Annotated in this window: 17 protein-coding genes; 6 read left to right on the top strand and 11 right to left on the bottom strand. The window is 73.6% G+C overall.

Annotation, left to right across the window (positions count from 1 at the left end):
* The first annotated feature begins 113 nt into the window (after positions 1-113).
* Complete coding sequence (locus IE251_RS30270) at positions 114-509, top strand: winged helix-turn-helix transcriptional regulator (protein WP_030785174.1); 396 nt, start codon at positions 114-116, stop codon at positions 507-509.
* On the opposite strand, the gene mutM is transcribed toward IE251_RS30270, so the two are convergent.
* The 8 genes from mutM to recG all read right to left on the bottom strand — a co-directional run bounded on the left by mutM (position 482) and on the right by recG (position 7,829).
* Positions 482-1,342 (bottom strand): bifunctional DNA-formamidopyrimidine glycosylase/DNA-(apurinic or apyrimidinic site) lyase, encoded by an 861-nt coding sequence (gene mutM / locus IE251_RS30265; protein WP_189756168.1) that lies wholly within the window; start codon positions 1,340-1,342, stop codon positions 482-484. The genes IE251_RS30270 and mutM overlap by 28 nt on opposite strands.
* Positions 1,343-1,435: 93 nt before the next feature.
* Positions 1,436-2,335, bottom strand: a complete 900-nt coding sequence (gene rnc / locus IE251_RS30260) for a ribonuclease III (protein WP_189756167.1) — start codon at positions 2,333-2,335, stop codon at positions 1,436-1,438.
* 19 nt (positions 2,336-2,354) lie between these two features.
* Positions 2,355-2,528, bottom strand: a complete 174-nt coding sequence (gene rpmF / locus IE251_RS30255) for a 50S ribosomal protein L32 (RefSeq protein WP_003951102.1) — start codon at positions 2,526-2,528, stop codon at positions 2,355-2,357.
* Positions 2,529-2,530: 2 nt separating this feature from the next.
* Complete coding sequence (locus IE251_RS30250) at positions 2,531-3,175, bottom strand: YceD family protein (RefSeq protein ID WP_189756166.1); 645 nt, start codon at positions 3,173-3,175, stop codon at positions 2,531-2,533.
* A gap of 129 nt (positions 3,176-3,304) precedes the next feature.
* The gene (locus IE251_RS30245; protein ID WP_189756165.1) at positions 3,305-4,435 is read right to left on the bottom strand and encodes a F0F1 ATP synthase subunit B; all 1,131 of its coding nucleotides are present in this window, start codon (positions 4,433-4,435) and stop codon (positions 3,305-3,307) included.
* A gap of 57 nt (positions 4,436-4,492) precedes the next feature.
* Positions 4,493-4,972: a pantetheine-phosphate adenylyltransferase gene (coaD, locus tag IE251_RS30240; RefSeq protein WP_229897012.1), complete on the bottom strand. Its 480-nt coding sequence runs from the start codon at positions 4,970-4,972 to the stop codon at positions 4,493-4,495.
* A gap of 26 nt (positions 4,973-4,998) precedes the next feature.
* Positions 4,999-5,586: a 16S rRNA (guanine(966)-N(2))-methyltransferase RsmD gene (gene rsmD / locus IE251_RS30235; RefSeq protein ID WP_189756163.1), complete on the bottom strand. Its 588-nt coding sequence runs from the start codon at positions 5,584-5,586 to the stop codon at positions 4,999-5,001.
* A gap of 41 nt (positions 5,587-5,627) precedes the next feature.
* Positions 5,628-7,829, bottom strand: coding sequence for an ATP-dependent DNA helicase RecG (recG, locus tag IE251_RS30230; RefSeq protein ID WP_189756276.1), 2,202 nt, complete (start codon positions 7,827-7,829; stop codon positions 5,628-5,630).
* A gap of 440 nt (positions 7,830-8,269) precedes the next feature.
* Here recG and IE251_RS30225 point away from each other — a divergent pair, with 440 nt between their 5' ends.
* On the top strand, positions 8,270-8,542 hold the full coding sequence (locus IE251_RS30225; RefSeq protein ID WP_189756162.1) for a hypothetical protein: 273 nt from the start codon (positions 8,270-8,272) through the stop codon (positions 8,540-8,542).
* The gene (locus tag IE251_RS30220; protein ID WP_189756161.1) at positions 8,539-11,907 is read left to right on the top strand and encodes a tetratricopeptide repeat protein; all 3,369 of its coding nucleotides are present in this window, start codon (positions 8,539-8,541) and stop codon (positions 11,905-11,907) included. Before IE251_RS30225 ends, IE251_RS30220 begins: the two co-directional genes overlap by 4 nt.
* Positions 11,908-11,929: 22 nt before the next feature.
* On the opposite strand, the gene fakA is transcribed toward IE251_RS30220, so the two are convergent.
* Entirely contained in the window at positions 11,930-13,750 is a 1,821-nt protein-coding gene (gene fakA / locus IE251_RS30215) for a DAK2 domain-containing protein (protein WP_189756160.1), read from the bottom strand.
* 258 nt (positions 13,751-14,008) lie between these two features.
* Between fakA and rpmB the strand changes: the two genes are divergently transcribed.
* Entirely contained in the window at positions 14,009-14,194 is a 186-nt protein-coding gene (gene rpmB, locus IE251_RS30210) for a 50S ribosomal protein L28 (RefSeq protein WP_003993230.1), read from the top strand.
* Positions 14,195-14,288: 94 nt separating this feature from the next.
* Here rpmB and thiD read toward each other — a convergent pair whose 3' ends face one another.
* The gene (thiD, locus tag IE251_RS30205) at positions 14,289-15,074 is read right to left on the bottom strand and encodes a bifunctional hydroxymethylpyrimidine kinase/phosphomethylpyrimidine kinase (protein WP_189756159.1); all 786 of its coding nucleotides are present in this window, start codon (positions 15,072-15,074) and stop codon (positions 14,289-14,291) included.
* Complete coding sequence (locus tag IE251_RS30200) at positions 15,071-16,036, bottom strand: thiamine-phosphate kinase (protein ID WP_189756158.1); 966 nt, start codon at positions 16,034-16,036, stop codon at positions 15,071-15,073. The genes thiD and IE251_RS30200 overlap by 4 nt, the downstream gene beginning before the upstream one ends.
* Before the next feature lie 270 nt (positions 16,037-16,306).
* On the opposite strand from IE251_RS30200, the gene IE251_RS30195 reads away from it, so the two are divergent.
* Entirely contained in the window at positions 16,307-16,540 is a 234-nt protein-coding gene (locus IE251_RS30195; protein WP_030612688.1) for an Lrp/AsnC family transcriptional regulator, read from the top strand.
* Between the two features lie 20 nt (positions 16,541-16,560).
* Entirely contained in the window at positions 16,561-17,082 is a 522-nt protein-coding gene (locus IE251_RS30190) for a DUF3515 domain-containing protein (protein ID WP_189756157.1), read from the top strand.
* The last annotated feature ends 2 nt before the right edge of the window (positions 17,083-17,084 follow it).

The raw sequence follows: 17,084 nt of genomic DNA, 5'->3' as shown, positions 1-17,084 counted from the left end.
AATACGGCACGGCTCGGCAAGGGAGCGGGCTCGCTTGCGGTAACCAAAGGAAAGCACTAACCAGCAGTTAGTGCAACCTGTTGGTGAGCGCTGTGTGGGCGTACCCTTGAGGTATGACGGCCATCACCCAGGACCACGACGACCTCGCGTACAACGTCTTCGCCAAGGCCTGCCCGTCGCGCGGCACGCTGGAGCACGTCACGGGCCGCTGGGGCGGGCTGACGCTCGGCGCGCTGTACGAGGGGTCGCTGCGCTTCAACGAACTGCGCCGGCGCGTCGACGGGGTGAGCGAGAAGATGCTGTCCCAGACCCTGCACGCGCTGGAGCGGGACGGCCTGGTGCACCGCGAGGCACAGCCGACGAATCCGCCGCGCGTGGACTACGAGCTGACGCCGCTGGGCCGCCGGGTCGCCGAGCGGCTGCTGGCGCTCATCCACTGTGTGGAGGGCGCGATGGACGACGTCCTCGCGGCCCGCGCGCACTACGACGAGACGCGCGGCGCCCTCTGACACCTGGGGCAGAAGTAGCTGGACCGGTTCATCCAGGGGCGGCGCCGCATGGGGGTGCCGCACCGCTTGCACGGCAGTCCCTCACGGCCGTACGCGTCCAGGGACCGGTCGAAGTAGCCGGACTCGCCGTTGACGTTGACGTACAGGCTGTCGAAGCTGGTGCCGCCGACGGCGAGGGCCGCGTTCATCACGTCGCGGACGTGGCCGAGAAGTTCCGCCGTGACGGGACGGGTGAAGTTCGCCGTCGGGCGTTCGTAGTGGACGCGGGCGCGCCACAGGGCCTCGTCCGCGTAGATGTTGCCGACGCCGCTGATCAGCGACTGGTCCAGCAGGGCCCGCTTGATGGTGGTCCGCTTGCGGCGCAGCGCCTGGTGGAAGGCCTCGTCGTCGAAGAGCGGGTCCAGCGGGTCGCGGGCGATGTGCGCGATGACGTCGGGCAGGCCGTCGGCGGTGTTGTCGTGCAGCGACAGCCCGCCGAAGGTGCGCTGGTCCACGAAGCGGAGTTCGGTGCCGAGCCGGTCGGCGAACCGGATCCGGATGCGCAGGTGCTTCTCGTCCGGCGCGTCATGGGGCTGCACCAGCAGCTGCCCGCTCATGCCGAGGTGGGCCAGGACGGACTGGCCGGTCTCCTCCAGCGGCAGCCACAGGTACTTGCCGCGCCGGCGGGGCGTGCCGATGTGGTGGCCCTTGAGCCGGTGCGCGAAGTCGTCGGGGCCGGCGAGGTGCCGGCGCACGGCACGCGGGTGCAGCACCTCGGTGTCGGCGACGGTCCGGTGGGCGACCCAGCGCTCCAGGCCCCGCCGGACGACCTCGACCTCGGGCAACTCGGGCATCGAAACCCCCGGTGGGAACCGTACGGACCGGTGGACGGTACGAGCGCCCGCGCCGGCGTGGACGGCCGGGCGGGCGCTCGGGTGCTGCTCGGGTCAGGCGGTGGCGGAGGACGCGTCGGTGTTCTTGACGGACTCCTCGGCCGCCTCGACGGCTTCGTCGGCCGTCTCGCGGACGGGTTCCTCGACCGCCTCGGCGGATGCGTCGGCCGTCTCGCGGACGGGCTCCTCGGCCGCTTCCCTGGCCGCCTTGGCGCGTTCGTCCGCGGCGGCCCGGATGGACCGCCAGGCGGACTCGGCGGCCTGCTGCTCCGCCTCCTTCTTGCTGCGGCCGGTGCCGGTGCCGTACGAGACGCCCCCGACGCGGGCGGCAGCAGTGAAGGTCTTCTCGTGGTCGGGGCCGGTCTCCGTGACCAGGTACTCGGGCACGCCGAGCCCCTCGATCGCGGTCAGCTCCTGGAGGGAGGTCTTCCAGTCCAGGCCGGCTCCGAGGTTGGAGGACTTCTCGATCAGCGGGTCGAACAGGCGGTGCACCAGTTCGGAGGCCGCGTCGAGGCCCTGGTCGAGATAGACCGCGCCGATCACCGCTTCAAGGGTGTCGGCGAGGATGGACGCCTTGTCCCGGCCGCCCGTGCCCTCTTCACCCCGGCCGAGCCGGATGAAGGCGCCCAGGTCCAGGCCGCGGCCGACCTCCGCCAGCGCACGCGAGTTGACCACCGCGGCCCGCAACTTGGCCAGCTGGCCTTCGGGCAGGTCGGGGTGGGTGCGGTACAGCGTGTCCGTGACGACGAGGCCCAGCACGGAGTCCCCGAGGAACTCCAGCCGCTCGTTCGTCGGCAGACCGCCGTTCTCGTACGCGTAGGAACGGTGGGTCAGCGCTCGCACCAGAAGGGCGGACTCGACCTGGTAGCCGAGCCGCCCTTCCAGAAGCGTGTGGGACGAGGCCTGCGGACTACCCCCGCGCTGGCGGGGACTAGCTGCTTTCGCGTCAGTCATCGGGCCTCTCACCAGCCACTCAGACTTCGAGGACCTGGCGCTTGTTGTAGGTGCCGCAAGACGGGCACGCGATGTGCTGCTGCTTGGGCTCGTGGCAGCGCTCGCACGCAACCAGGGTGGGGACCGCAGCCTTCCACTGCGACCGGCGGTGGCGCGTGTTGCTGCGCGACATCTTCCGCTTCGGAACAGCCACGGCTACTTCTCCTGCTTCTCGTCGACGCCCGCTTCGGCGCCGCTCATCTCGTCCTTCTCGCCGTCCTTCATGGTGCCGGCGAGTCCCTGCAAAGCCGCCCAACGGATGTCGACGGCGTCATGGTGGTGGTCCGGGTCGTCCGCGAGCCGCGCTCCACACTCTGAGCACAGGCCCGGGCAGTCGTCCTGGCACACCGGCTGCATCGGCAGTGCGAGCACCACCGCATCGCGCAGCAGAGGTTCGAGGTCGATCAGACCGTCCTCGATGAAGAGCCTGCCCTCGTCGTCCTCGGCGTCGTCGCCCGGTTCCGCGATCACACGGCCCCGGTCGTCGGCGTCAGGGTACGAGAACATCTCCTGGAAGTCCGCTTCGAGCTCCAGCCCGACCGGCTCCAGACACCTTACGCACTCCCCCTCGGCCGTTGCACGGGCGGTGCCTGTGACAAGCACCCCTTCCATGACCGACTCCAGGCGGAGGTCGAGTTCCACCGGGCTGCCTTCCGGCACTCCGATGACTCCCTGGATGCCGAGATCCCGGGGAGCGTCGATCTCGCGGGTCAGGCGCTGCAGCGCGCCAGGACGCCGGCCCAGCTCGTGCGTGTCGATCACGAGGGGGTTGCGGTGGTCGAGGCGGGCGTTGGGAGCCATTCCTGCTTTCGATCTGCGAACTCGAAGGGACGCGGCCCGGTGGTGTCCCGGGCAGCGGTGATCGCGGGCATGCGCGACCGAACAGCCAGGATACTGGACCTTTCGCTCAGCGCCCAATCCGGTCCCCGGCTACAGGCCCCGGCCCTGCTCGTACGCCCGCAGCTGCTCCGCGCTGATCATGCTGGTGTCGAAGAGGCTGGTCTCGTCCAGGGCGTAGCCCTGCTGGGGCTGGGACTGCTGGGGCTGGGACTGCGGCTGCTGATGCGCGGGCTGCGGCTGGTGCGGGGACTGGTGGGCCTGCTGGGGCTGGTGGGTCTGCTGGGCGCCGTAGCCCTGGTAGCCGTAGGGGTCGGTCTGTCCGTAGCCGTACGGGTCCTGGGCCGGCGGGTACTCCGGCTGCTGCGGGAAGCCCGCGTACGGGTCCGGCTGCTGGACGGGGGCGCCTTCCGCCGGGCCGTAGCCGGCGGCGGGGGCGTAGGCGGGCTGGGGATCGTAGGCGGGCCGGGCCGGGCCGGGCTGCCGCCGGGCCGCGCGGTCGTCGTCCGCGAGGGCCGCGAGGTCGGCGAGGTAGTCGGCGTCGCTGGAGTGCTGGAAGGTCGTGGTGTCGTCGGCGAGCGCGCCGAGGTCGTCGGTGGCGATCCGGCCGTGCAGCTTCTGCCGGCCCCGGCCGACGGCCTCCAGGGTCTTGGCGAGGACCGCCTCGAAGGCGCCGAGCTTGGCGTCCACGTAGGCGTCGGCGTCGCGGCGCAGGGTCTCCGGGTCGTGGCTGCGCTCGGGGGCGTCCTCGTCGGCGTAGCCCTCCTCGTCCAGACCGGGGCCGGTGCCGAGGAGCTTCTCGCGGCCCCGGCCGACCGAGCCGAGCGTCTTGGTGAGGACGACCTCGAAGTTGGCGAGCTTGGAGTCCACGTAGTCGTCGGCCTCGGCGCGGATCTCCTCGGCCTCCTTGCGGGCCTCGGCCAGGATCCGGTCGGCCTCGGCCTGGGCACGGCGGGCGATCTCGGTCCCGGCGACCAGCGAGCCGCGCTCGGCGTGCGCGCTCTCGATGATCCGCTCGGCCTCCTGCCGGGCCTGCTCGACCATCTGCTCACGGTCGCCGATCAGCTCCCGCGCCTGGGCGAGGGAACCGGGCAGCGCCTGGCGCACCTCTTCGAGCAGCGCGAGCAGCTCGGCGCGGTTGACCACGCAGGACGCCGACATGGGCATGGACCGGGCGCCGGAGACCGTGGAGACGATCTCGTCGAGCTTCTTCTGCACGTCCACCTGTGCTCGCCACTCTCTACAGCCGGTTCGGAGACGGACGGGACGACTGTAGCCCCATCAGTCCCTGGCGAGGCGCTGGTTCAGCGCCTCCAGCACCTGCGGCGGCACCAGGTGGGAGACGTCCCCGCCCCAGGCCGCGACCTCCTTGACGAGGGAGGAGGACAGGAAGCTGTAGGTGGGGTTGGTGGGCACGAACAGCGTCTCGACGCCGGTGAGGCCGTTGTTCATCTGCGCCATCTGGAGTTCGTAGTCGAAGTCGCTGACGGCGCGCAGGCCCTTGACGATGGCGGGGATGTCGCGCTGCTTGCAGAAGTCCACGAGGAGGCCGTGGAAGGACTCGACGCGGACGTTGGCGTAATCGGAGGTGACCTCGCGGATCAGCTGGATCCGCTGGTCGATCTCGAACAGGCCCTTCTTGGATTTGTTGATCATCACCGCGACGTAGACCTCGTCGTACAGACGGGAGGCTCGGGCGATGATGTCGAGATGTCCGTTGGTGATCGGGTCGAACGACCCGGGACAGACGGCGCGGCGCACTTGTGATCCCTCGCTCTCCGGTCCGGTCATCGTGCGTCTTCGCACGTAGAGGCGGCGCGACCGTACCAAAACGTTCCCTCGCCGTAGCGACGGGACCGGAGCGCCTCGAAGCCGTCCGGCCAGTGGAATTCGCCGCCTCTGGTGCTGCGCTCCACGGTGACGAGCGCTTGCTCAGCGAGCCAGCCCTCCGAGTGGAGTGTGAGCAGAATCTCGCGAAGATCGTGATCTGTGACGGCGTACGGCGGGTCGAGGAAGACCAGGTCGTACGGCTCGGCGGGGGGTGCGGTGCGGATGACTTGTTCCGCTTTGCCCGCCCTTACCTCGGCGCCGGGCAGGCCCAGGTTCCGCACGTTCTCGCGGACGATCCGCGCCGCGCGGGCGTCGGCTTCGACCAGGAGGGTGTGACTCGCGCCCCGGGAGAGGGCTTCCAGGCCCACGGCGCCCGAGCCGGCGTAGAGGTCGAGGACCCGCTCGCCGTCCAGGGGACCGCCCAGCAGGGACTGCCAGGTGGAGAAGAGACCTTCGCGGGCGCGGTCGGAGGTGGGGCGGGTGCCGGTGCCTGGGGGGACGGCGAGGCGACGTCCGCCGGCTGCGCCGGCGATCACGCGGGTCATCTTCGGTCCTTGGTCGTGGGTCGGTTCAGGTCCAGTGTGGCTCACCCCATTTCCAGGTACTGCTCCCGCTCGTCGTCCAGCAGGGCGTCCAGGGCCGTGCGCAGGCCCGGGAGGCGCTCCAGCTCCGGGTCGGCCGCCACGACCGCCGCCGCCTCCGCCCTCGCCTCCGCGATGACCTCCTCGTCCTCGATGACGGCCAGGACCCGCAGGCTGGAGCGGGCGCCGGACTGGGCCTGGCCCAGCACGTCGCCCTCGCGGCGCTGTTCGAGGTCGATGCGGGACAGCTCGAAGCCGTCGAGCGTGGCGGCGACCGCGTTCAGCCGCTGGCGGGCCGGGCTCGCCTCGGGCATCTCGGTGACCAGCAGGCACAGGCCGGGGGCGGAGCCGCGGCCGACCCGGCCGCGCAGCTGGTGGAGCTGGGAGACGCCGAAGCGGTCGGCGTCCATGATGACCATGGCCGTGGCGTTCGGGACGTTGACGCCGACCTCGATGACGGTGGTGGCCACCAGGACGTCGGTCTCGCCGGCCGCGAAGCGGCGCATCACGGCGTCCTTGTCGTCGGGGTGCATACGGCCGTGCAGGACCTCCACCCTCAGGCCCTTGAGGGGGCCGCGGCCCAGTTGCTCGGCCACGTCGAGCACGGCCAGCGGGGGCCGCTTCTCCTCGCCCTCGGCGGGCTTCTTGCCGGCCTTCTTCGGATCCTCCTCCTCGTCGCCGATGCGCGGACAGACCACGTACGCCTGGTGTCCGGTCTCGACCTCCTCGCGGACCCGCTCCCAGGCGCGGGCGAGGAAGTGGGGCTTGTCGGCGGCCGGGACGACATGGCTGGCGATCGGGGAGCGGCCGGCCGGGAGCTGGTCCAGCACGGAGGTCTCCAGGTCGCCGAAGACCGTCATGGCGACCGTGCGCGGGATGGGCGTGGCCGTCATGACGAGCAGGTGCGGGGGCTGTTTGCCCTTGCCGCGCAGGGCGTCGCGCTGCTCCACGCCGAAGCGGTGCTGTTCGTCCACCACCACCAGGCCGAGGTCGTGGAACTGCACCTTGTCCTCGATCAGGGCGTGGGTGCCGATGACGATGCCGGCCTCGCCGGTGGCCAGGTCGAGCAGGGCCCGGCGGCGGGCCGCCGTGCCCATCGAGCCGGTGAGCAGCACCACCTTGGTGGCGTGCTCGGCGCCGCCCAGCATGCCCCCCTCGGCCAGTTCGCCCATCATCTCGGTGATGGAGCGGTGGTGCTGCTGGGCGAGCACCTCGGTGGGCGCGAGCATGGCCGCCTGCCCGCCCGCGTCGACGACGGCGAGCATGGCGCGCAGGGCCACCATCGTCTTTCCCGAACCGACCTCGCCCTGGAGCAGGCGGTGCATGGGGTGGGGGGTGGCGAGGTCGTCGAAGATCTCGCGGGAGACCTTCTGCTGGCCCTCGGTGAGGGTGAAGGGCAGACGGTCGTCGAAGGCCGCGAGGAGGCCGTCCGGGCCGGCCACGCGGGGCACGGCGGGCAGGTGGGTCTCGGCGTGCCGGCGGCGGGCCAGGGCGACCTGGAGGACGAATGCCTCGTCCCACTTCAGGCGGGCGCGGGCGTCGGCGATGTCGGCCTTGGTGTGCGGCCGGTGGATCTTGAGCAGGGCCTCGGGGAGCGGGAGCAGGCCGCGGCCGGCGCGCAGGGAGTGGGGCAGCGGGTCGAGGGCCTCCTGGGCGCTGGGCAGCACCGTCTGGACCGCCTTGCCGATCTTCCAGGACTCCAGTTTGGCGGTCGCGGGGTAGATCGGGATCAGGGCGCCGGCCCAGGACTCGACGGCCTCGTCACCGTCGCCCCGCAGCAACTCGTAGGCCGGGTGGGCGAGCTGGAGGCGGCGGTTGAAGACGGAGACCTTGCCGGCGAACATCGCGCGGGTGCCCGGCAGCAGTTCCTTGTGGGGTTTGTGCACGCCGTTGCCGAAGAAGACGAGCTGGAGCCGGCCGCTGCCGTCCGTGATCGTGACCTCCAGGCGCTGGCCCTTGCCCCGGGGGGCCTTGGCCGAGGCGAAGCTGTGCAGCCGGGCGTCGGCGACCTGGGCGACCACCGTGACGTGCTCGTCCATGGGGAGGTCGGCGAGGTGGGTGAGCTGGCCGCGCTCCTCGTATCTGCGCGGGTAGTGGTGCAGCAGATCGCCGACGGTGTGCAGGCCGAGGTGCTCGGCCATCACCTTCGCGGTGGCGGCGCCGAGCACCTTCTTGAGCGGTTCTTGCAGTGCGGGCACGCCATCAATTGCACACCACGGCACTGACAATGCCGTAGACCACGCCCCGCGCCGCCCGGCCGGGATGCCGTAAACATCAGGGAAACTCCTGGTCAGGCGCGCTGATCGGGGCCTAGGATGGCGCGCTCAAGGCCATCCTTCGCGGTCACCGCCCCGCCGGGACCGCCCGACCCCGCGCCGCTCCGCACGCCCCCCGCGGCGCAGTGACGATGGATTCCCACAGCCCACAGGCACCCCGCGCACCCCAACCCCGGTCACCTCACACACCCCACCCGCCCCACACCTTCCAGGTCGGTCCGCGTGGCCTGGCGGAACCGCTCTCCCGCCACCTCTGTCCCGGCCCCGGGGTCCCTCCACGCGGGCTGCCGCGGCAGACCGCGGACGCCGTCACCGTCCAGCGGGCCGCCGAGCCGGACGCCCCGGCCCGGGTGCGGCCGCACGCGGACGGGGTGCGCACCGACGGCCGGCGGGCGGGCATCCTGGACGCACCGCGCGGCAGCGCCCCGTACGCGCGTCCGGTGCCGGACCGGCTGAACCCACTGGTGCGCAAAATCGGTTCGCTCGGCACTCCGGAGCCGATCGGCACCGCGACCGGGGCGCTGCACGGGCAGGCGCCGCCGAGGGCGCGGCGCCCGCTGCGGCCGGCCGGCCCGGCGCCGCTCGACCGGGCGTTCATCGGGCTGCTCGCACGGGCGCCCCACGGGGAGGGGGACGGACGATGAGTGAGATCACGGACATCGACGCGCTGCGGCAGGCGCTGGCGGAGAACTCCGAGCAGCCGGAGGGTCCGGCCCGCAACGCGCGCGCGGAGGAGCTGCTCGCCGAGGCGGAGCGGCTGGACGTCCCGCTCGCCGTGATCGAGGCGCTCGGACACCAGCTGAAGGTCTGCCACTACAGCTCCGAGAAGGACAAGATGTTCGTCCCGTTCGCGCGGCTGCTGCGCATGTGGGACGCACGGCCCGAGGACTTCGACGAGCACGAGACGCACGCGCTGCACTGGGCCTTCAAGTGGATGTCGGCGGGCATGCTGGACCAGCCGCACATCCCGCTCGCGTCGATCGAGAAGTGGCTCGGCGAGATGGAGCGCCGCTACCGGCTCGCCGGGCACTCCGAACGGGCCGTGCGCAGCGCCGAGTTCAGCGTGGCCGCGCACATCGGGGACATCCCGCGCGCACAGCGGGCGTACGCGGCGTGGCTGGCCGCCGACCGGGACCGGATGGCCGACTGCCCCGCCTGCGAGCTGCACGCGCGGGGCGTCTGGCAGGTCCGGTGCGGCCGGGACGCCGAGGCGCTCCGGCTGTGGCGGCCGGTGCTGGAGGGCGAGTTCGCCTGCGCGCACGAGCCGCACTCCGTGCTGGCCTCCTCGCTGGCCCCGCTGCTGCGGCTCGGCCGGGTGGACGAGGCCCGCGCACACCATCTGCGCGGTTTCCGGCTGGTGCGCCCGATGGAGAGCATGCGGGGCGCGTACGCCGACCATGTCGAGTTCTGCGCGCTGACCGGGAACGAGGCGCGCGGCCTGGAGCTGCTGGCCGGGCGGCCGGCGTACTTCACCGACAGCGGGCATCCGCGCAGCAGGCTGGACTTCCTGACCGTGGTGGCGCTGCTGATGGACCGGCTGACCGAGCGGGGGCTGGGCGGGCGGCGGGTGCCGGGGCCGGCCGGGCGGAGCTGGACCGCGCGGGAACTCGCCGCGCACGCGCGCGTGGAGGCCACGGAGCTCGCCGCGCGGTTCGACCGCCGCAACGGCACGTTCGCCGTCGGTGACCGGGTCCGGGCGCGGATGGACCAGCGCCCGCTGGTGGACCGGCTGCCGCTGGGCGTGCGCACGGCACGGCCCGCCGTGGCGCCCCCGGCCACACCCCCGGCGCCCGAGGCCACCGAGGAGCCCGGTCTGCCGGCGCTGCTCGCCGAGGCGCGGCGGCAGTCGGGGACCCTGCGTCCGCACGCGCTCCAGGCGTGGGCGGCGGTCGCCCGGGCCGCCCGGGACGGCGAACTGGAGCCGCGCGACCGCGCGGAGATCGCCGACCACGAGGCGATGGCCCGCGGCCCCGAGGGACTCCCCCTCTTCGAGCGCGCGGCACGGCTGTACGCGGAGGCGGGCGACCCCGGGGAGGCCCTGGCGGCACGCGCGCGTGCGGCGTACGTCCGCGCCCTGGCGGGCGAGGTCGAGCCGGCCCTGACCACGGTGACCCGGCTGTACGACGAGGTTCTCGCCCTGTACGCCGACGAGGGCACGGGAGTACGGCAGACGGCGTCGGTGGTGATCAGCCGGGCCCGGATCCTGATGCGCCGGGTCCACGCGGCGGCCGAGGGGGGCACCGGGGGCCTGGACCACGGGGACGCGGGTGGGCTGGACGCCGGCGGTCCCGAGGACGCCGGGGGTGCCCGAGACCCAGGGGGTGCCCGGGATGCCGGGCGGAACACCGGCGGCCCCGCCACGGGCGCCCTGGAGACCGGCGCGGACGGCGGGCAGGAGGCGGCGGACGGCTGGGGGCCGGGCCCGGACGGCGGGCGGGAGGCCGCGAGCACCCGGACGCCCGGGACGGACGGCGGGCAGGACACCGCAGACGCCCGGACCCCCGGCACGGACGACGGGCAGGGGGCGGCGGCGGAAGCCTGGATGCCCGGTGACGGTGCGGAGGACGGGGCCGGCGCGTGGGCGGGCGGTGCGGACGGCCGTGGTGCCGGCGCCGGTGTCGGTGCCGGTGTCCGTCGTTCCCGTGCGGGCCTCGGGCAGGCGGTCGCCGATGCCGAGGCGGCCGTGCGGGAGGTGCTGGCGCTCGTCGAGGGGCGCGACGAGGGCGACGTACGGCTGGCGGCACGGGCCGCCGAAGCGCGGGGGATGCTCGCCGAGCTGGCCGGGATGACCGGGGACGCGCGGCGGGCGGCGGAGCTGTTCCGCCGGTCCGCCGACGAGTACGTGGCCGCCGGGCTGCCGTGGTTCGCCGTGGAGTACGAGGTCCAGGTCGCCGCCCTCGCCCACCAGGCCGGTGATCTCACCGGGGCCGAACGCGCGCTGCGGGCGGCGCTGGAGCACGGCGGCCCGTACGTGGAGCCGGTCGGACGGGCACAGCTGCACCTCCAGCTCGCCGAGGTGCTCGGCGCCCTGGACGCTCCCGCCGAGGCCGCCGGGCACGCGCTGGAGTCCGCGTACTGGGCCGACGAGGCGGGCGAGGGCGCCACCCTGGGCGCCTGGGCCCGGCAGCAGCTGGGCGGGTTCCTGCTGCGCCGGGGCCGGTACGCCGAGGGCGCCGAGGTGCTTCGGTCCGCGCTGGCCGACCTGAGCCCCGGCACACACGGCGACGAGGCGGTGGTCCAGGCCCGCTGGTGGCTCGGGGACTGCCTGGGCGAGCTGGGCGAGCACCGGGCCGCCGCCGAGGAGTGGCTCGGGGCCGCCGAGCTGGCCCGGCACTGGCCCGAGCAGCAGGACCACGCGACGCTCGCCCACCTCGCCGCCGAGTCGCTGGGCAGCGCCGGTCTCGCCGCGGAGGCGGACCGGGCCTACGCGCGCGCGGGCGACCTGTGGCGGGCGCTCGGCAACGCCCCGTTCCTGGTCCGCTCGCTGCGCGCCCGAGCCTGGCTGGCGCTGGGCGGGGAGACCGGCGCGGCATCCGCGCGGGCGCTGATGACGGAGGCGGTGCGCGAGTGCGAGACGGCGCTGGCGGCGGCCCGGGGCGCGGACCGTACGGAGCTGGCCACGGAACTCGGCGGAACGTACCGGCAGTTCGCCGAGCTGCTGGCCCGCTCGGCGTCCGAGGAGGCCGAGGACGCGGCGATCCGGGCCGCGTTCGAGGCGGCGCTGGAGCAGATGACCCGGGCCGTGGCGGTGTTCACCACGCTCGGTGCCGCCGGGCTGCACGGCCGTACCGGCGCGGAACTGGGCGCGGGCTGGCTGGAGGCCGACCTCGGCCGTCCGGAACGGGCGGAGGCACGCGCGCGTGCGGTGCTCGCGGTCTACGAGGGCGCCGACGACGGGGACGAGACGGTCAGCGCACGGCGTGCGGAGGCGGCCCAGATGCTCCAAGCGGCACAGGAGGGACGCGAGGGACCGGAAGGACCAGGGGGACCGGGCACGGAACGGGACTGAGCCACCACCACCCGGCCCCGCGTCACTCCACGCCGATGAGCAGCAGCGCCCCCTGCCGGCCGCCGTGGTACACCACCGTGTCCACGGCCAGGTAGGACTCCCGTACCCGGGCCTCCAGGTGCGCGGCGGCGGTTTCCGGGGCCTCGTCGCCGACGACGAGGGTGACCAGCTCGCCGCCGGACTGGAGCATGCGGTCCAGGACGGTACGGGCGGTGGCGGTGACGTCCGTGCCGATCACCGCGACGTCGCCGTCGATGAGGCCGAGCACGTCCCCGGCCTGGCAGATGCCCGCCGTGGTCCAGGACCGGCGCTCGGCGACGACGACCTCGGCGTACCGGGTGGCGCCCGCCGCCGCGGTCATCTGGACCACGTCCTCGTCGAACCGGCGCCGCGGCTCGTGCACGGCGAGCGCGGCGATGCCCTGGACCGCCGAGCGGGTCGGGATCAGGGCCACCCGGATGCCCTCGGTGCGGACCTGCTCGGCCGCGGCGGCGGCCGTGTGGCGCAGCTCGGCGTCGTTGGGCAGCAGGACCACCTCGCGCGCGTGGGCCCGCCGTACCGCCTGCACCAGCTCCCCGCTGGCGGGCGGCTCCCCGGGGCGCGCGAGGACGGTGGTCGCGCCGGCCTCGCCGTACAGCCCGGCCAGCCCCTCGCCCGGTACGACGGCGACGACCGCCCGCTGGGCGGGTGCGCGGGACGGGCGTTCCCGGCCGGGGTGCGGCTCGCCGTGCCCGAAGTGCGTGATCCGGATCCGGTAGGGCCGGCCGGCCTCCACGCCGGCCTCCACGGCGGCGCCCGCGTCGTCGACGTGCACATGGACGTTCCACAGTCCGTCGCCGCCGACCACGACCAGGGAGTCCCCGAGGGCGTCGAGCCGAGCGCGCAGCCGGGCCACGGCCGCGTCGTCGGCCTCCAGCAGGTAGATCACCTCGAAGGCGGGCCCCCCGGCCTCCCCCCGGCCGTCCCCGGCCTCGTCCTGGCAGGCCGGTTCCGTGCCGCCACCGGTTGCGCACGCCCCGGCGGCCCCGGCCCCGTGACCGGCGCCCCCGGCACCATGACCAGAAGGCCCGGCAGACCCGGCAGGACCAGCAGACCCGGCGGAACCAGCAGACCCGGCGGGACCGGCTGACCGGGCGCCGGAAACACCCCCCGCCGTCTCCCGTACCGCCTCCCCCGTGACCGCCTCCACCAGCGCGGCCAGCACCGTCACCAGGCCCCGGCCGCCCGCGTCGACCACCCCGGCCCGCCGCAGCACGCCCAGCTGGTCCGGAGTCGCCGCCAGGGCCGCCCGCGCGCCCTCGTAGGCGGCGCGCGCGACCGTCCGGCAGTCGTCCCCGGCCTCCTCCGCGGCTTCGGCGGCGGCCGAGGCGACCGTCAGCACCGTGCCCTCGACGGGGTGTGCCACGGCCTGCCGGGCGGAGTCGGCGGCCCGGCGCAGGGCCAGCCGCAGCCCGGGGCCGTCGGCGCGGGAGACGGCGGAGGACTCACCGGCGGCGGACTCACCGGCCTCGGCGAGCACCTGGGCCATGCCCCGCAGCAGCTGCGCCAGGATCGTGCCGGAGTTGCCCCGGGCCCCGATCAGCGCGCCGTGGGCCATCGCGCGGGCCGCGTCGCCGAGGGACGGCTCCGCGCGGCCGGTCTCGTACCCGGCGAACACCGCCTCCACGGCCGTGGCCGCCGACTCCAGGGTCAGATACAGATTGGTCCCGGTGTCGCCGTCGGCCACCGGGTAGACGTTGATCGCGTCGATCTCCTCCCGGGCCCGGCCCAGCGCCCGGAGCGCCAGGGAGCACCAGGTACGCACCGCGAGAGCATCGAAGAATGTCTGCGGCACCTGCGCCACCTGCGCCTCCCTGACCCGGCCGTACGTCGGACGCAGCGTAGACCCCGGACCGGTGTCCTCCGGAAGCGGGCCGGGAGCGGGAGCCTGATCAGCCATGGTAGTTTCGTTGTACTGGCGCAGCCGTTGTATGCTGCTCCGGTTGCCCGATCCTGATCGGGCCATTCCCCTGGCAACGCCAATCAGATCTCAGATCCTAGGATCTTGATCCCGGCATGCCGGGATCAACCGTAAGTGCATCTGAAGTCTTTGGAGTGACCCGTGGCTGCCAACTGCGACGTCTGCGGCAAGGGGCCGGGCTTCGGCAACAACATCTCGCACTCGCACCGCCGTACGTCCCGCCGCTGGAACCCGAACATCCAGCGTGTGCGTACCGTGGTCGGCGGGACGCCGAAGCGCGTGAACGCTTGCACCTCGTGCATCAAGGCCGGCAAGGTCTCGCGCTGACGCTACAGCTGAGCGCGCGGCCACTGCCTGGTTCGCTGCACAGAGCCGGTCCACCTCACGGTGGACCGGCTTTTTGCCTTGCCCCCGTGCGGGCTCAGCCCCTGAACCGCCACCCGTGATCCACCGGCCCGATCCCGGCACCGAGGGCGAACCCGGCGGCGATCGCCCCGGTGACGTACTCCTTGGCCGCCATGACCGCCTCCGGTACGGACCTGCCCAGGGCCAGCCCGCAGGCGATCGCGGAGGCGAGGGTGCAGCCGGTGCCGTGGGTGTGCCGGTTGTCGTGCCGGGGAGCGCGCAGCAGGTGCTCCTCACAGCCGTCAGTGAGCAGGTCCACGGCGTCCCCGGGCAGATGCCCGCCCTTGATCAGCACCCAGCGCGGCCCGTAGGCCAGCACGGCGGCCGCGGCCCGGCGCAGATCCGCCTCGGACTCCACCCGTATCCCCGTGAGCTGCGCCACCTCGTCCAGGTTGGGCGTGGCCACGGTCGCCGCGGGCAGCAGCCTGGTGCGGACGGCGTCCAGCGCGGAGGCGGCGAGCAGCGCGTCACCGTGCTTGGAGACGCCCACCGGATCCACCACGGCCGGCGCGTCCGTGCCGGAGAGCAGTTCGGCGACCGTCTCGACCAGTTCGGCGGAGGCCAGCATGCCGGTCTTCACGGCCTGGACGCCGATGTCGTCCACGACGCTGCGGTACTGGGCCCGGACCGCCGCCGCGGGCAGCTCCCAGGCGCCCTGGACACCAAGGGAGTTCTGCGCGGTCACCGCGGTGAGCACGCTCATGCCGTGCACGCCGTGCGCCAGCATCGTCTTCAGGTCGGCCTGGATCCCCGCGCCGCCGCCGGAGTCGGAGCCCGCCACCGTGAGCACCCTGGGGATCATGACTCGATGTCCCCGAAGTGGTCCCAGCCGCCCTTGCTGGTCCAGGGCGCCCCGTCGACCGTCACCTGGGGCAGCGCGGAGGGGTTGAGGACCTCGCCGATGACCTTCCAGCGGGCCGGGAGCTTGACGTCCGGCGGGAAGGTGGCCACGATCGCGTGATCCTCTCCCCCGGTCAGCACCCACTGCAGCGGGTCCACGCCGACGGCCTGGCCGATGTCGTGCATCTGCGTGGGGATGTCGATCGCGCCGGAGCGGATGTCGATGCGGACCTTGCTGGCCTCGGCGATGTGCCCGAGGTCGGCGATCAGGCCGTCGCTCACGTCGCACATCGCGGTGGCGCCGAGCGAGGCGGCGGCCGGGCCCGCGTGGTACGGCGGCTCGGGGCGCCGGTGCGCCTCCACGAAGGCACGCGGGGAGCGGAAGCCGCGGGAGAGCACCGCGTACCCGGCGGCGGACCAGCCCAGCCAGCCGGTGACGGCCACCAGGTCGCCGGGCTGGGCGCCGGCCCGGGTGACGGGCTCGTGGTTGCGCAGATCACCGAGCGCGGTGATCGACACCATGATGGTGTCGCCGCGTACGACGTCCCCGCCGACCACGGAGGCGCCGGCGACCTGGCACTCGTCGCGCAGGCCGTCCATCAGCTCGGTGGGCCAGGTGACCGGCAGTTCGGCGGGGACGACCAGGCCGAGCAGCAGCGCGGTGGGGACGGCGCCCATCGCGGCGATGTCGGCGAGGTTCTGCGCGGCGGCCTTGCGGCCCACGTCGTAGGCGGTGGACCAGTCACGGCGGAAGTGCCGGCCCTCCAGCAGGATGTCGGTGCTCGCCACCACCCGGCGGTCGGGCGCGGCGACCACCGCGGCGTCGTCGCCGGGACCGACCCGGACCGCCGGCGTACTGGTGAGACGGGAGGTGAGCTCCCTGATGAGCCCGAACTCCCCGAGCTCACCAACAGTGCCCTTCATGTCCCTTGCTCCCCTTTTCTCTCCCATGCCGTGCCCGGTCGCGCGTCTTCAGTGTCCCCGATACGGTCGAGGTGTCCGTCGCCGCGGTCGCCGGGGCCCCCGACACGGCCGCGGTGACCGTCCGTACGGTCCGGGTGACCGTCAACATCCGCCATGGCCGCGCCTCACCACGCAAGCCCGCGTCCCGGAGGTCTCCCCGCGGGGCGCGGCGACGCGATACCGTGGCGTTCCTTTTCCCCACATGATCCTCGTGGCCGCCCTGGAGGTTCCGTGGTACAGGCGTACATCCTGATCCAGACGGAGGTCGGCAAGGCGTCGACCGTCGCCGAGACGATCAGCAAGCTCCCTGGAGTGATCCAGGCCGAGGACGTGACGGGTCCGTACGACGTGATCGTGCGCGCCCAGGCCGACACGGTGGACGAACTCGGCCGCATGGTGGTCGCGAAAGTCCAGCAAGTGGACGGCATCACGCGCACTCTGACCTGCCCGGTCGTGCATCTGTAGCCCCCGTCTACGCTTGGCCGGTGAACATCTTCCGTCACCGGCCCCTCGGCCTGCTCGCAGTGGCCCTGCTCGTCGCGGTCGCGGGCTGCTCCGCGACGGACGACAGCGACACCGTGGCGGTGCCCACCCCGGACGCGCGGACCGCCCCGCTCTGCCGGGACCTGGACAAGGCGCTGCCACGGAAGGTGGACGGACAGCCCCGCCGGGACCCGGAGCCCCCGTCCGCCTACACGGCGGCCTGGGGAAGCCCGGCGATCATACTGCGCTGCGGCATTCCCCGGCCGCCCAAGATGGTCGATCCGAAGGTGGCCCTCGGGCAGGATCCGGACGCGATCGGCGGCGGGGTCGACGGCGTCGACTGGCTGATGGAGAAGCAGGACGACGGGACGTGGCGGTTCACCACGTCCGAGCGCCGCGTCTATGTGCAGGTGACCCTGCCGAAGAAGCTGTCCGGGCCGGACGACAGCGCGCAGGTGCTGATGGACCTGGCGCCGGCCGTGAAGAAGGCGATCCCGGAGGGGATCGCCTCCATGCGGCACTGATC

This window comes from Streptomyces eurythermus, from assembly GCF_014649115.1.
Taxonomy (GTDB): Bacteria; Actinomycetota; Actinomycetes; order Streptomycetales; family Streptomycetaceae; genus Streptomyces; species Streptomyces eurythermus.
The sequence above is the reverse complement of the archived record's forward strand: the minus strand, read 5'-3'. Positions and strand labels throughout refer to the sequence as shown.

Bases quoted from the DNA above. Each gene is read 5' to 3' on its own strand.
- IE251_RS30270 (WP_030785174.1), top strand. From the start codon at position 114: ATGACGGCCATCACCCAGGACCACGACGACCTCGCGTACAACGTCTTC.
- mutM (WP_189756168.1), bottom strand. From the start codon at position 1,342: ATGCCCGAGTTGCCCGAGGTCGAGGTCGTCCGGCGGGGCCTGGAGCGC.
- rnc (WP_189756167.1), bottom strand. From the start codon at position 2,335: ATGACTGACGCGAAAGCAGCTAGTCCCCGCCAGCGCGGGGGTAGTCCG.
- IE251_RS30250 (WP_189756166.1), bottom strand. From the start codon at position 3,175: ATGGCTCCCAACGCCCGCCTCGACCACCGCAACCCCCTCGTGATCGAC.
- rsmD (WP_189756163.1), bottom strand. From the start codon at position 5,586: ATGACCCGCGTGATCGCCGGCGCAGCCGGCGGACGTCGCCTCGCCGTC.
- IE251_RS30220 (WP_189756161.1), top strand. From the start codon at position 8,539: ATGAGTGAGATCACGGACATCGACGCGCTGCGGCAGGCGCTGGCGGAG.
- thiD (WP_189756159.1), bottom strand. From the start codon at position 15,074: ATGATCCCCAGGGTGCTCACGGTGGCGGGCTCCGACTCCGGCGGCGGC.
- IE251_RS30200 (WP_189756158.1), bottom strand. From the start codon at position 16,036: ATGAAGGGCACTGTTGGTGAGCTCGGGGAGTTCGGGCTCATCAGGGAG.